Genomic DNA, 13,781 nt, shown 5'->3' with positions numbered 1-13,781 from the left:
CATCATCAAGATATTGGCGAAGCCCTTGTAGAAGGAGTACCCTTTGGGCATCAGCGCGCTGACCCCCCCGACCCGTTCCGAGGACGTTGTGGAAACGCTGCTCGAATTTCCTGACAATCGGTTGCTGATCGACCTCTGCGGCGAATTTGACCGCAATCTGGCGCAGATCGAACACCAGATCGGGGTGCATATCCTGAGACGGGGCAACAGGTTGGCCGTGATCGGCGAAAAAGGGGCAAGGGATCAGGCGGCAGGTGTCCTCAGGTCGCTTTATGCCCGGCTTGAGGCAGGGCGCGGCGTGGCTGCGGGCGATATCGACGGAGCCATGCGCATGGGCCGCCCCATGCCGGACCGGCCGATGGCCGAGGGCGAACAGATCGAGATGTTCTCTGGCGGCGCAGTCGAAATCCGCACCCGCAAGAAACCCATCGAACCCCGGACCGAGGCGCAGAAGGCCTATGTTGCGAACCTGTTCCAGAACGAACTGGGCTTTGGCATCGGCCCCGCGGGGACGGGCAAGACCTATCTTGCCGTGGCCGTGGGCGTGACGATGTTCATCTCGGGCGCGGTGGAGAAGATCATCCTGTCGCGTCCGGCGGTGGAGGCGGGCGAACGGCTTGGTTTTCTTCCCGGCGACATGAAGGAAAAGGTCGATCCCTACATGCAGCCGCTCTATGACGCGCTGAACGATTTCCTGCCGCAGAAGCAGGTTCAGAAGTTGATGGAGGAGAAGCGGATCGAGATCGCGCCCTTGGCCTTCATGCGTGGGCGGACGCTGTCGAATGCCTTCATCGTGCTGGACGAGGCGCAGAACGCCACGACCATGCAGATGAAGATGTTCCTCACCCGTCTGGGCGAAGGCAGCCGGATGGTGATCACAGGCGACCGCACCCAGATCGACCTGCCGCGCGGCGTTCCGTCCGGTTTGCAGGACGCCGAGCGCATCCTGAAGGGGGTTAAGGGTGTGACCTTCAACTATTTCACCGCCAAGGACGTGGTGCGCCACCCTCTGGTCGCGCGGATCATCGAGGCCTACGAGGCCGACGAAAACCCGTCGGCCTGACCCGCAGAGGGCGTTTCGCCGCGCCCTCTTCATTTGCGCTTTGGGCGCGTCTCGGATATGGCCCCGCCGCATGAACGGGATCGTCGACATCGTCATAGAAGACGCGCGTTGGGAGGCTTTTGGCCTTGAACCCCTCGCAGAGCGTGCCTGTTCGGCCACGCTGGCGGCCTTGGGGCTTGGAGCTCCGGGTTTCACCGTAGTCCTCATGGGATGCGACGATGAACGGATCGCCACGCTGAACGCCGACTTCCGCGGCAAGCCGCAACCCACGAATGTGCTGTCTTGGCCGTCCGAGGAACGTGGCGCCGAGGAGGCCGGGGGAGAGCCCGACCTGCCCGAACCCGGCGATGAGGATGAACCCTGCGAACTGGGCGACATCGCCATCGCATGGGAGACCTGCGCGCGCGAAGCTGAAGAGCAGGGCAAGCCAATGGTGGACCACGTCACACATCTGGTCGTTCATGGCCTGTTGCATTGTCTGGGCTATGATCATGTCGATGAGGCGGATGCCGCCCTCATGGAGGGTCTTGAGGTTGAGATACTTGCCTCTCTCGGCCTTTCCGACCCATATTCGGATGGCCCCGCGTGACGGGGTGTTTTGGAAGAAGGACAGATGGGCAGTAGCACCGACGGGTCTAATGCGGCGCAAGGCGCGCAGGGATCGACCCATGACGACGCGGCCGAACCTCCACAGGTCGGCTTTTTCGGGCGCTTGTTGGGCGCCTTCTCACCCGTAAAGGACGCCTCCGGGCCTGCCGCGCCAAGCAGGGATCAGCAGCCGCAGACTGTGGCTGGTTCGGGCGGCGGGTTGCCGGGGATTGGTAACCTTCGCAGGTTGCGCGTCGATGACGTTGCCGTCCCCAAGGTAGAAATCGTGGCGGTCCCGCTGGATATCGGCAAGGATGAGCTGGTCGAAGTCTTCCGCGAACACGGCTTCAGCCGCGTGCCGGTCTACAAGGGCACGCTGGACCATCCGCAGGGGCTGGTGCTGTTGAAGGACCTTGCCTTGCAGCACGGCTTTGCAGCAAGTGGCCGATTTTCCTTGAAAAAGCTCTTGCGCCCTGTGCTGTACGCGCCGCCCTCAATGCCCATCGGCGTGCTTTTGCAGAAGATGCAGAGGGAACGCGTGCACATGGCCCTCGTCATCGACGAATACGGTGGGGTGGATGGTCTGGTGACCATCGAGGACCTGATCGAAACCGTGATCGGCGAGATCGAGGACGAGCATGACGAAGAGGAAGGCGCGCTCTGGAAGGAAGAGCGTCCGGGTGTCTTCGTCGCCATGGCCAACGCCCCGCTGGAAGAGATCGAATCCGCCATCGGCCTGCGCCTGCGCCATGACGAGGATGACGAGGAGATCGACACGTTGGGTGGGATCGTCTTTCTGCGCACTGGCCGCGTGCCGTCGCGGGGCGAGGTGGTGCCGCATGAAAGCGGGGCGGAGTTCGAGGTGATGGACGCCGATCCACGGCGAATCAAGCGGGTCCGCATCCGCCTGCCCGAGGCTGTGGCCGAAAAGGAAAGGGCTGCGGCAGGGTGATCCGCGCTTTGCTTGGGCAGGTTAGGGTTGGCTGGCCCGGTCTGCGGCCCATGTCGGGTGCCTATCTCGCTGGCGCCGCAGTGGCGCTGGGGCAGGCCCCCTTGGGATGGTGGTGGGTCGCCCTGCCTGCCCTCGCCGTTCTCTTGCACCGTGTCGTCAATGCCCCGCGCGGCAAGGGCTGGCTGGCATGGGCGGGGGGCGGCGGCTATTTCTCGGTCGCGCTGGCATGGATCGTCGAACCCTTCCTGATCGAGCCTGAAGTCTATGGCTGGATGGCGCCCTTTGCGCTTGTCCTTTTGGCTTTCGGACTTGCGCTGTTCTGGGCGCTGGCCGCCATGGCTGCACGGGGGCGGGTGCCGCTCTTGGGGTTGATGTTGGGCCTTGCGGCTGTGGAGATGGCGCGGGGATATGTCCTGACGGGATTTCCTTGGGCGATGATCGGGCATGTCTGGATCGGGCATGCTCCGGCGCAGCTTGCCTCGCTGATCGGCCCCGGTGGCCTGACGCTCTTTACCCTGCTTGGCGCGGCTGGTCTGGCCGCGCTGCGGCCTGTTCCGGCGCTTGCTGCTGTCGCGCTGATCGCGGTGGGTTTCGGCTTCGGTCTTTGGCGCGAAGGACAGCCCCTGCCTGCGGATCGCGAAGCCGTGCTGCGTCTTGTGCAGCCCAATGCTGAACAGGGCCTGAAATGGGACCCGGAGCAGGCGCGGTTGTTCTTTGACCGCCAACTCGCCTTCACCGCCGAGGGGCCGAGGCCCGATCTGACGATCTGGCCCGAAACGGCGGTGCCCTATCTTCTGGAGGATTATCCGCAAGTGGGCCGGCGCATTGCCGAGGCTGGGCGCGGCAGCCCGGTCGCGGTGGGTGTCCAGCGCCTGCAGGGGTGGCAGTTCTGGAACAGCCTTGCCGTCATCGGGCCGGAGGGTGTGCCCATCGCCTCCTATGACAAGCATCATCTGGTGCCTTTCGGCGAGTACATCCCTTTCGGCGACAGGCTTTATGATTGGTTCGGTCTGGTGGCCTTCGCCGCCCAGCAGGGCAACGGCTATTCCGCCGGGCCGGGACCGGCGATCCTTGATTTTGGGGGGGCCATCGGCAAGGCCGTGCCCGTGATCTGTTACGAGGCGATCTTTCCCCAGATCCTGCGGGCCGCGCCGGAGCGCGGGGATTTCATCCTGCAGATCACCAATGACGCTTGGTTCGGAACTTGGTCCGGCCCGTTCCAACACATGGCACAGGCACGGCTGCGGGCCATCGAACAGGGCTTGCCCCTGATCCGGGTCGCCAATACCGGCGTGACGGCGGTTGTCGATGCGCGCGGGGCGGTGGTGGACAGCCTGCCCTTCGGAACGGCTGGTTACCTCGATGCACGGCTGCCCGGCGCGCTTGCGCCTACGCCCTACGCTCGTTGGGGCGAAATGCCGGTGCTTTTCCTGATGTTCGGACTTGCCGTGGCGCTTGTTCTTGCCAGCCGTCGGAAGGCGGCTTGACGGGCAGGGAGCAGGGGTCTAGGCAGGCGCATCGAACCGTCACAACGGCTTCCTGGCGTGGCGGGGGTAACCCAATGGAGCACTTCCCATGTCCCGACTGAATTATGTTTTCACCTCCGAGTCCGTGTCGGAGGGGCATCCCGACAAGGTCTGCGACCGTATCTCCGACGCGGTTCTGGACGCCTTCCTGTCGGAAGAGCCGAATGCCCGTGTTGCCTGTGAAACCTTTGCCACGACCAACACGGTCGTCGTGGGCGGGGAAGTGGGGCTGTCCACCGAGGCAGCCACCAAAGCGATGCTTGCACGTGTCGAGGGTATCGTCCGCGACTGCGTGAAGGACATCGGATACGAACAGGACAAGTTCCACTGGAACACCCTGAAGGTGCATAACCTGCTGCACGAACAGTCGGCCCATATCGCGCAGGGCGTGGACCGTGATGGTGCGGGCGATCAGGGCATCATGTTCGGTTATGCCTGCCGCGAGACGCCGGAACTGATGCCTGCGCCGATCCAGTATTCCCATGCGATCCTGCGGCGGCTGGCCGAGGTGCGGAAATCCGGCAAGGAACCGACGCTGGGGCCGGATGCCAAGTCGCAGCTTTCGCTGCGTTACGAGGATGGCAAGCCCGTCGAGGTGACATCCATCGTGCTGTCGACCCAGCATCTGGATGAGGAGCAGACGTCCGACGACATCCGTGCCATCGTGGAGCCCTATATCCGCGAGATCCTGCCCGCAGGTTGGATTACCGCGAAGACCGAATGGTGGGTGAACCCGACCGGCAAGTTCGTGATCGGCGGGCCGGATGGGGATGCCGGCCTCACGGGGCGGAAGATCATCGTGGACACCTATGGCGGCGCCGCGCCGCATGGCGGTGGCGCGTTCTCGGGCAAGGATCCCACCAAGGTGGACCGCTCGGCCGCCTATGCCGCGCGCTATCTGGCGAAGAACGTGGTGGCGGCGGGGCTGGCGGATCGCTGCACGTTGCAGGTGTCCTATGCCATCGGTGTGGCGAAGCCGTTGTCGATCTATGTCGATACGCATGGGACCGGCACTGTCGATGCGGCCGCCATCGAGAAGGCCGTTGCGGAATGCATGGACCTGACGCCGCGCGGCATCCGCACGACGCTGGGCCTGAACAAGCCGATCTATGCGCGCACCTCTGCCTATGGGCATTTCGGGCGCGAGGCCACGGCGGATGGCGGGTTCAGCTGGGAGCGGACCGATCTGGTGGACGCGATTAAGAAGGCGGTCCGCTGACGGGTTGACCCCAAGGCCGTGACAGGGTTAGAGGCCCCGGATCAAATCCGGGGCCTTTTCCATGACCGACCATCAGCCTGTGACCGAGCGGCGCAATTTCTATGGGCGCGTGCACGGCAAGACCCTGCGGGCAAGCCAGAAGGGCTATCTCGCCGAGGATCTGGGCAAGGTCCGGCTCGCGGGGGTCACGGTGGAGGAGAACCCGTCGCGGGCGACGCTGGATGGGGCTGCGCTGTTCGGGGGGCGGCCGCTGTGGCTTGAGGTGGGTTTCGGCGGGGGGGAGCATCTGGTTCATATGGCCGCCCGCTATCCGGAGGTCGGGATCATCGGCTGCGAGCCCTTCGTGAACGGTGTGGCGATGCTGCTGGGCAAGATCCGGGCTGCCGGGGCAGAGAATTTGCGCATCCATCCCGGCGATGTGCGTGACCTTTTCGACGTGCTGCCGACGGCTTCGGTGGCGAAGTGTTTCCTGAATTATCCCGACCCCTGGCCCAAGGCGCGGCACCATCGGCGGCGCTTTGTGACACAGGGCTACCTTGGCGCGCTGGCGCGGGTGATGGCACCGGGGGCAGAATTCCGGGTGGCGACGGATATTCCCGATTACGTGCGCCAGACGCTGGAAGAGGTGCCGCAGGCCGGTTTCGATCTTGTGGCACAGGCCGGGCCAGGGGGCGCGTGGGAAGACTGGCTTTCGACACGCTATGAGCAGAAGGCGCTGCGCGAAGGGCGAAGCCCGCACTACCTGACCTTCCGTCGCAAGGGTTAGGCCGCCTTCATTCGGGTATCGCCCACCATTCGCCGGGGGCCAGCGGGCGGAAGCGATCCGGGCCGATCCCCTTTGCCTCCAGCGCGGCGGCGAGGGCGCGAGGCGGTGCGTCACGGCCTTCGTTCGTCAACTGGAACGTGCCCCAATGATGGCCCACGGCATGGGCCGCGCCAGAGAGGAGGAAACCTTCCACCGCCTCGACCGGATCCTGATGCTGATCCCGCATGAACCACCGGGGTTCGTAGGCACCGACGGGCAGGATGGCGGCGCGGATTTTCCCGTGCTTTTGCGGCAGGTCGCGATAGGGGCGGCCCTGATCGAAGCCGGTGTCGCCGATATGGAAGATGCGCCCGGCGGGCGTGTCGACCAAGAAGGCCGACCAGAGCGCCATGGACCTATCGCGCGTGCCGCGCGCCGACCAGTGGTGACAGGGTTCGAAATGCACAGTGGCGGGGCCGAGGGCGACGCTATGGCCCCAGTTGCCGGTGACGATCCGCATGTCGGGGACGGCATCCTTGACGATGGTGTCATTGCCGAGGGGCGTGATCACGAGAGGGTCATGAGCTTGCTTCAGTCGCGCCAACGTGGTGAGGTCGAGGTGGTCGTAGTGATTATGGGTCAGCAGCACCGCGTCGATGCGGGGCAGGGCCTCGAACCTGATGCCGGGGGCGGTGGCGCGTCGGGGGCCTGCAAAGGAAAAGGGGCTGGCGCGATCCGACCAGACCGGATCGGTCAGGATGTTCAACCCCGCCACCTGTATCAGCAAGGTCGCGTGGCCGACCATGGTGACGATCAGATCATCCACGCGAGGCGCGGGAACGGACTGCCGGATGCCGACGCTGTCGGGCCAACGGGCCCGCCCGCCCCCGGTCTGCCATTTCAGCAGGTCGGCAAAGCCCTTTGGCGGGCTGCCGCCGGGGTTGAAAAAGCGGGTTCCGTCGAAATTCGGTCCCGGTGGGCCTTGGTAATAGCGGTTGCGGGTGGGCGACAGGGCAAAAGCTCCGGTGGTTGTCGCCGCCGCGACGGCAGCGAGGGCAGCGGAACGCGAGAGGAAGCGGCGACGGTTCATACCCTGTCATATGCGCGCCAAATCCAGTGTTTCAACCCGCGGCGCGGGGCATGGACCGGACGGGGCGGTTGCGCTATCACGCGGGCCGGAATGACAGGGAGAAGATGATGTCCGGCCATGGCGACGCGCAACCGATGACTGCCCGCAAGTCCGGCGCCCTGCGGGGCGTGGCGGAGGTGCCGGGGGACAAGTCGATCAGCCATCGCGCTCTGATCTTCGGTGCGATGGCCGTGGGCGAGACGCGGGTGACGGGGCTTCTGGAAGGGCAGGACGTTCTGGATACCGCGAAGGCCATGCGGGCCTTTGGTGCGGAGGTGGTACGGCACGGTCTGGGCGAGTGGTCGGTGCATGGCGTGGGCGTGGGCGGGTTCCGCGAGCCTGCCGATGTGATTGATTGCGGGAATTCCGGGACGGGCGTGCGGTTGATCATGGGGACGATGGCGACATCCCCCATCACGGCGACCTTCACCGGCGATGCGAGTTTGCGGAAGCGGCCGATGGGGCGGGTGACGGACCCGCTGAGCCTGTTCGGGGCGCGCGCCTATGGGCGTCAGGGTGGGCGGTTGCCGATGACGGTGGTGGGGGCGGCGGATCCGGTGCCGGTGCGCTATGCGCTGCCGGTGGCGAGTGCGCAGGTGAAATCGGCGGTGCTGTTGGCGGGGCTGAATGCGCCGGGCCAGACGGTGGTGATCGAGAAGGAACCCACGCGGGACCATTCGGAGCGGATGCTTTTGGGGTTCGGGGCGGAGTTGGTGGTCGAGAAGACGGCGGAGGGGAATGTCATCACCCTGACGGGGCGGCCGGAGTTGAGGCCGCAGACTGTGGCGGTGCCGCGTGATCCGTCCTCGGCGGCCTTTCCCACTTGCGCTGCGTTGATCGTGGAGGGGTCGGACATCACCGTTCCGGGGGTGAGCCAGAACCTGACGCGGAACGGACTTTATCTGACGCTGGTGGAGATGGGGGCGGAGATCGAATTCCTGAACCCGCGCGAGGAGGGAGGGGAGCCGGTGGCCGACCTGCGGGTGAAGTTTTCACCGAAACTCAAGGGAATAGAGGTGCCGGAGGAGCGCGCGCCGAGCATGATCGACGAATATCCGATCCTGTCGGTGGTGGCGGCCTTTGCCGAGGGCGTGACGGTGATGCGCGGCGTGAAGGAGTTGCGCGTCAAGGAAAGCGACCGGATCGACGCGATGGCGCGGGGGCTGGAGGCCTGTGGCGTGCGGGTCGAGGAGGATGAGGATACTCTGATCGTCCACGGAATGGGGGCGGGTGGCGTTCCCGGCGGGGCCGTCTGCGCCACGCATCTGGATCACCGGATCGCGATGAGTTTCCTTGTCTGCGGGATGGCGGCGAAGAAGGCGGTGTCGGTGGATGATGCCTCGCCCATCCTGACGTCCTTCCCGATCTTTGAGGGGCTGATGACGGGACTTGGCGCTTCGCTGGAACGCGGGTAACGATTTTTCTGCGAAAAATCAGGGGGCATTCTGCCCCCTCGGCCCGTGCCGGGCCTCACCCCCTGAGGATATTTGGGAACGGATGAAGGGGCTTTGCGGGTGAAATTCACTGTTGCCATCGACGGGCCTGCGGCGGCGGGGAAGGGGACGATCTCCCGCGCCGTGGCGGGGCGGTTCGGATTTCGGCATCTGGATACCGGACTTCTTTATCGCGCGGTCGGGGCCAAGGGGGGAGATCCCGTGGCGGCGGCGGTGGGGCTGCTGCCGGAGGACCTGACGCGGGGGGATCTTCGGTCGCTGGAGGCAGGGCAGGCGGCCAGCCGGGTGGCCGTGATTCCCGAGGTGCGTGCTGCGCTGGTGGATTTTCAGCGGCGCTTTGCGCGGGCCGAGGGCGGTGCGGTGTTGGACGGGCGGGATATCGGGACGGTGATCTGTCCGGAGGCGGAGGTGAAGCTTTACGTGACCGCCTCTCCCGAGGTGCGGGCACATAGGCGGTGGCTGGAGGTGGGTGGAGACCCATATGTTGTGCTTGCCGAGGTGCGGGAGCGGGACGCGCGCGACATGGGGCGGGCGGAAGCGCCGCTGCGGGCGGCGGAGGATGCGGTGGTGCTGGATACGAGTGAGATGAGCGTGGAGGAGGCGGTGGGGCGGGCTATCTCGGTCGTGCAGGCGCGGATGGAGGGGCGGTGATGGGCATGCGGTTGCCGGAGTTGCAGGGGAAGGCGGTGCTCGTGACGGGTGCCAGCACGGGCATCGGGGCGGCAGTGGCGCGGGCCTTCGCGGCGCAGGGCGCGCGGGTGGGGTTGCATTACAATACATCCGAAGATGCCGCGAAAGCAGTGGCTTACGAGATTTCGGCGGCGGGTGGCGAGGCGGTGCTGATCCGCGCAGACGTGTCGACCGGGGCGGGAGCGCGGTCGGCGGTGGAGCAGGCCGTGGCGGCCTTCGGGCGGCTGGACGGGTTGATCAACAATGCCGGGGGGATGGTGCGGCGGGTGCCATATGCCCTTGTTTCCGAAGCGGATTATGACGAGATCATGGATCTGAACGCGCGCTCGGTGGTGGTGGCCTCGCAGGCTGCCGTGGCGCCGATGAAGGCGGCGGGGGGTGGGTTCATCATCAACACCACTTCTGTTGCGGCGCGGAACGGGGCTTCGGGCGGGGCTGGTCTTTACGGGTCGTCCAAGGCCTTTGTCCACAACGTGACGCGGGGGATGGCCAAGGAGTTGATTCCGTTTGGGATTCGGGTGAACGCGGTGGCTCCGGGCGTGATCACGACGCCGTTCCATGAGCGCTATTCGACGGAGGCGCAGTTGCAGGCGCAGCTGGCCACGATCCCTGCGGGGCGGTTGGGCGTGGCGGAGGATTGCGTGGGGGCGTATCTGTTTTTGGCTTGCGCGAGCCTGTCGGGGTATGTCGTCGGGCAGGTGATCGAGGTGAACGGCGGGCAGTTGATGCCCTGACGGTCGGGCATTAACGGCTTGCTTTGACAGGGTATTTTGGCGGGAAGTGCCGTTCCCGACTGTGCCGCTGGTTGTGCCGCAAACTGTGCAGACAAGTGTGCATACAAATTTGGGCAGAGTGGCGGTGGGATTCTTGGTTAAGGGTGCGTAGGCGCGCAGGAGCGTTGTCCTGTGCCAGTCGGGTTGGTGGATGTTCGGGTGGTGCGCCGCGGGTTTGCCGGGAGTGACGGGGTGAACCCCGCCCTACATAGTGCGGCCCGGCCGCGCGCTTGGTTCTGCGCTTTTGCGCAGGTGGTGGCGGGGCGGTGGGATGGCGTGACCGGGCGTCAGATCAGCGCGATGCGTTCGCGCTGTTTCGGGTCGGGATAGGGGCGGTAGAGCCCGATCTCGACGCTTTCGATCATGGCGTGCATCTTTTCGTAAAGCTGGACCGCGTGATCGTCGGCATCCCCCAGCGCGGTGAAGGCCTCGTCGAGGGCGGCCATGCCTTCGATCTCGATCTCCAGCACGAAATCGGTGTGACGACCGGAGGCGAGGCCGAACTTGCGGCGCATGAGACGCCAGTCGGAGACCAGTTCCAGTTTGGCCAGATGGTTGAGCCAGAGGCCCACGGCATGGGCGAAGGACAGGGCGCGGGCCTCGGGGCGCAATTCGATGAGGCAGTGGTACAGATTCACGGCATATCTCCGTCTGCAAGGCGATCCGGTAAAGCCGGACTGTTTCGCACCATGGCGGTTCAGGGCTTGTCAGTGAGTCAAGACGGATGGACTCGCCGTTGCGTTAGGTCGCGTTGCGGGGAGGAAACGGAAGAGGGGGGCGGTGGCGGGGTGAACCCCGCCCTACCCGGGGCAGGTTTTGGCTTAAGGGGCGCTTCATGCTTGTTTTCCTTGGTTCGAAAGACTATAGGCGCCCCATCCTGACGGTGGAGTCGCGACGTGTCCGGTTTTCCGGGATAAGCGTGGTTTTTCCGGAAGGGCCAGCAAAGACCTGCGGAGACAACCGCATGGCCGGAAAACCATGACAAAGGACGAACTGCATATGTGCGCGAAAAACGCTATGGAAGAATTCGAAGCCCTTCTGAAGGAGAGCTTCGAGATTGACACCCCCGAAGAGGGCACGGTTGTCAAAGGCAAGGTCATCGCCATCGAGGCGGGCCAGGCCATCGTCGATGTGGGCTACAAGATGGAAGGCCGCATCGACCTGAAGGAATTCGCAAATCCCGGCGAGAATCCGAACATCAACGTGGGCGACGAAGTCGAGGTCTATCTGGACCGCGTCGAGAACGCCCGTGGTGAGGCGGTCATCAGCCGCGAGAAGGCCCGCCGCGAAGAGGCTTGGGACCGTCTGGAGAAAGCCTACGCTTCCGAGACCCGCGTCGACGGCGCGATCTTCGGCCGCGTCAAGGGTGGCTTTACCGTCGATCTGGGCGGTGCCGTGGCCTTCCTGCCCGGCTCGCAGGTCGATGTGCGCCCCGTGCGCGATGCCGGCCCGCTCATGGGCATGAAGCAGCCGTTCCAGATCCTGAAGATGGACCGTCGCCGCGGCAATATCGTCGTGTCGCGTCGTGCCATTCTGGAAGAATCGCGTGCGGAACAGCGCGCCGAGGTCATCTCGAATCTGGTCGAAGGCCAGATCGTGGATGGCGTGGTCAAGAACATCACCGAATACGGTGCCTTCGTTGACCTTGGCGGAGTCGATGGTCTGCTGCACGTCACCGACATGGCATGGCGCCGTGTGAACCACCCGTCGGAGATCCTGTCGATCGGCGAGACGGTGAAGGTCCAGGTCATCAAGATCAACAAGGACACGCACCGCATCAGCCTCGGCATGAAGCAGCTGCAGGCCGATCCGTGGGATGCGGTCGAGCGCGCCTATCCGCTGGGTTCGGTCCACAAGGGCCGCGTGACCAACATCACCGATTACGGCGCCTTCGTGGAGCTGGAAGCCGGTGTCGAAGGTCTGGTCCACGTTTCGGAAATGAGCTGGACCAAGAAGAACGTGCATCCCGGCAAGATCGTCTCGACCTCGCAAGAGGTTGACGTCATGGTGCTGGAGATCGACAGCGCCAAGCGTCGTGTGTCGCTGGGCCTGAAGCAGACGCAGCGCAACCCGTGGGAAGTGTTTGCCGAAACCCACCCCGTCGGGTCGACCATCGAAGGCGAAGTCAAGAACATCACCGAATTTGGTCTGTTCGTCGGCCTCGACAACGACATCGACGGCATGGTGCACCTGTCGGACCTGTCCTGGGACCAGCGTGGCGAGGATGCCATCCAGAACTACCGCAAGGGCGACACGGTCAAGGCCGCCGTCACCGAGGTGGATGTGGAGAAGGAGCGCATCTCGCTCTCGATCAAGGCGCTGGGCGACGACTCGTTCACGGATGCCGTTGACGGCGTGAAGCGTGGCTCGGTCATCACCGTCACCGTGACGGCGATCGAGGAAGGCGGGATCGAGGTGGAGTACAACGGCGCCAAGTCGTTCATCCGCCGTTCGGACCTGTCGCGCGACCGTGCCGACCAGCGCCCCGAGCGGTTCCAGGTGGGCGACCACGTGGATGTGCGCGTGACCAACATCGACCCGAAGACCCGCCGTCTGGGCCTGTCGATCAAGGCGCGCGAGATCGCGGAAGAGAAGGAAGCCGTGGAACAGTACGGTTCGTCCGATTCGGGCGCGTCGCTGGGGGATATCCTTGGCGCGGCGCTGAAGGGCGGCAACTGATCCCATCGGATCGGCTTGAGGGAAAGGCCCCGCTTCGGCGGGGCCTTTTCCTTTGGTGCGCAGGCTTGGGGGCGTGACGGTCTTGCAACCCTTTGGGGGAAAAGCGTGCATGCCGGGGCCGGGAAGGCGGGGCCGTGCGGAGGGTTTGTGTCGTTTTCGTTGTGCGGTGGCATTTTTTGCCTATAGTCCAAGGCAAACAACAGCGTGGCAACCGGGCACAACGGGACCACAGGGGGGACTTGGATGATCCGTTCGGAACTGATCCAGAAGATCGCGGATGAGAATCCGCACCTCACGCAGCGCCATGTGGAGCGGATCGTGAACACGGTCTTCGAGGAAATCATCGAAGCCTTGGCCAAGGGTGACCGGGTCGAGTTGCGCGGGTTCGGCGCGTTTTCGGTGAAGTCGCGCGATGCGCGCGTCGGGCGGAACCCGCGCACGGGCGAGGCGGTGAAGGTGGAGGACAAGAAGGTTCCCTTCTTCAAGACCGGCAAGCTTTTGCGTGACCGGCTGAACGGCAAGGGCTGAGCTTTTCCCCAAGGGATGCCTTGCGCCTGAGGGCGCGGGGCGCGATAGTCGGGCATCGACCATCGGGGGTGCCGGATGCTGCGCTATTTTCGCTATGCCGTGATCGTTGTCCTGTTGGTCCTGCTGCTGACCGTGGCCTTGGCCAATCGGACGGTGGTGCCTGTACGGTTCCTGCCCGAGGATGTGGGCGCGCTGTTCGGGGTGAACTGGCAGGTGGAGATGCCGCTTTTCCTTGTGATCTTCGGGGGCGTGGTTGCCGGGGTGGTGATCGGTTTCACTTGGGAATGGCTGCGGGAGCACAAGCACCGGAAGGCGGCGAGCCAGCGCAAGCGCGAGGTGGCGCGGCTTGAGCGCGAGATGGAAGTGATGCGCGACGCGCGGTCGGTGCCGGGGGATGACGTGCTGGCGCTGGTGGAGAAGCGCAAGGCGGGTTGA

The 13,781-nt window shown here is 64.8% G+C and carries 14 protein-coding genes and 1 riboswitch; of the genes, 12 read left to right on the top strand and 2 right to left on the bottom strand.

What is annotated here, in order from left to right; all coding sequences use genetic code 11:
- The first annotated feature begins 43 nt into the window (after window positions 1-43).
- The 6 genes from TabM4_RS15885 to trmB all read left to right on the top strand — a co-directional run bounded on the left by TabM4_RS15885 (window position 44) and on the right by trmB (window position 6,114).
- Complete coding sequence (locus tag TabM4_RS15885; RefSeq protein ID WP_434614490.1) at window positions 44-1,063, top strand: PhoH family protein; 1,020 nt, start codon at window positions 44-46, stop codon at window positions 1,061-1,063.
- Window positions 1,064-1,133: 70 nt separating this feature from the next.
- Window positions 1,134-1,652, top strand: coding sequence for an rRNA maturation RNase YbeY (ybeY, locus tag TabM4_RS15880; RefSeq protein WP_434614486.1), 519 nt, complete (start codon window positions 1,134-1,136; stop codon window positions 1,650-1,652).
- Window positions 1,653-1,676: 24 nt separating this feature from the next.
- The gene (locus TabM4_RS15875; protein WP_434614483.1) at window positions 1,677-2,603 is read left to right on the top strand and encodes a transporter associated domain-containing protein; all 927 of its coding nucleotides are present in this window, start codon (window positions 1,677-1,679) and stop codon (window positions 2,601-2,603) included.
- 50 nt (window positions 2,604-2,653) lie between these two features.
- Entirely contained in the window at window positions 2,654-4,090 is a 1,437-nt protein-coding gene (gene lnt / locus TabM4_RS15870) for an apolipoprotein N-acyltransferase (RefSeq protein WP_434622119.1), read from the top strand.
- A 33-nt stretch (window positions 4,091-4,123) separates the two neighbouring features.
- A riboswitch (SAM-SAH riboswitch) is annotated at window positions 4,124-4,172 on the top strand.
- A 6-nt stretch (window positions 4,173-4,178) separates the two neighbouring features.
- Window positions 4,179-5,348 (top strand): methionine adenosyltransferase, encoded by a 1,170-nt coding sequence (gene metK, locus TabM4_RS15865; RefSeq protein WP_434614480.1) that lies wholly within the window; start codon window positions 4,179-4,181, stop codon window positions 5,346-5,348.
- A gap of 61 nt (window positions 5,349-5,409) precedes the next feature.
- Complete coding sequence (gene trmB / locus TabM4_RS15860) at window positions 5,410-6,114, top strand: tRNA (guanine(46)-N(7))-methyltransferase TrmB (RefSeq protein WP_434614477.1); 705 nt, start codon at window positions 5,410-5,412, stop codon at window positions 6,112-6,114.
- Window positions 6,115-6,121: 7 nt separating this feature from the next.
- Here trmB and TabM4_RS15855 read toward each other — a convergent pair whose 3' ends face one another.
- Window positions 6,122-7,183, bottom strand: coding sequence for an MBL fold metallo-hydrolase (locus TabM4_RS15855; protein ID WP_434614474.1), 1,062 nt, complete (start codon window positions 7,181-7,183; stop codon window positions 6,122-6,124).
- A gap of 107 nt (window positions 7,184-7,290) precedes the next feature.
- On the opposite strand from TabM4_RS15855, the gene aroA reads away from it, so the two are divergent.
- From aroA to TabM4_RS15840, 3 genes are all read left to right on the top strand, one after another.
- Window positions 7,291-8,637, top strand: a complete 1,347-nt coding sequence (gene aroA / locus TabM4_RS15850; RefSeq protein ID WP_434622117.1) for a 3-phosphoshikimate 1-carboxyvinyltransferase — start codon at window positions 7,291-7,293, stop codon at window positions 8,635-8,637.
- Between the two features lie 99 nt (window positions 8,638-8,736).
- Window positions 8,737-9,327: a (d)CMP kinase gene (locus TabM4_RS15845; RefSeq protein ID WP_434614471.1), complete on the top strand. Its 591-nt coding sequence runs from the start codon at window positions 8,737-8,739 to the stop codon at window positions 9,325-9,327.
- On the top strand, window positions 9,327-10,100 hold the full coding sequence (locus TabM4_RS15840) for an SDR family NAD(P)-dependent oxidoreductase (protein WP_434614468.1): 774 nt from the start codon (window positions 9,327-9,329) through the stop codon (window positions 10,098-10,100). Before TabM4_RS15845 ends, TabM4_RS15840 begins: the two co-directional genes overlap by 1 nt.
- Before the next feature lie 326 nt (window positions 10,101-10,426).
- Here TabM4_RS15840 and TabM4_RS15835 read toward each other — a convergent pair whose 3' ends face one another.
- Window positions 10,427-10,777, bottom strand: coding sequence for a DUF6614 family protein (locus TabM4_RS15835; RefSeq protein WP_434614466.1), 351 nt, complete (start codon window positions 10,775-10,777; stop codon window positions 10,427-10,429).
- 361 nt (window positions 10,778-11,138) lie between these two features.
- On the opposite strand from TabM4_RS15835, the gene rpsA reads away from it, so the two are divergent.
- The 3 genes from rpsA (at window position 11,139) to TabM4_RS15820 (ending at window position 13,781) form a co-directional block, all read left to right on the top strand.
- Complete coding sequence (rpsA, locus tag TabM4_RS15830; RefSeq protein WP_434622115.1) at window positions 11,139-12,818, top strand: 30S ribosomal protein S1; 1,680 nt, start codon at window positions 11,139-11,141, stop codon at window positions 12,816-12,818.
- Between the two features lie 243 nt (window positions 12,819-13,061).
- Window positions 13,062-13,346: an integration host factor subunit beta gene (gene ihfB / locus TabM4_RS15825; protein ID WP_434614464.1), complete on the top strand. Its 285-nt coding sequence runs from the start codon at window positions 13,062-13,064 to the stop codon at window positions 13,344-13,346.
- A gap of 75 nt (window positions 13,347-13,421) precedes the next feature.
- Entirely contained in the window at window positions 13,422-13,781 is a 360-nt protein-coding gene (locus TabM4_RS15820; RefSeq protein WP_434614461.1) for a lipopolysaccharide assembly protein LapA domain-containing protein, read from the top strand.

Origin of the sequence: Tabrizicola sp. M-4 (genome assembly GCF_051132405.1) — a bacterium.
Classification (GTDB): domain Bacteria; phylum Pseudomonadota; class Alphaproteobacteria; order Rhodobacterales; family Rhodobacteraceae; genus Paragemmobacter.
The sequence above is the reverse complement of the archived record's forward strand: the minus strand, read 5'-3'. Positions and strand labels throughout refer to the sequence as shown.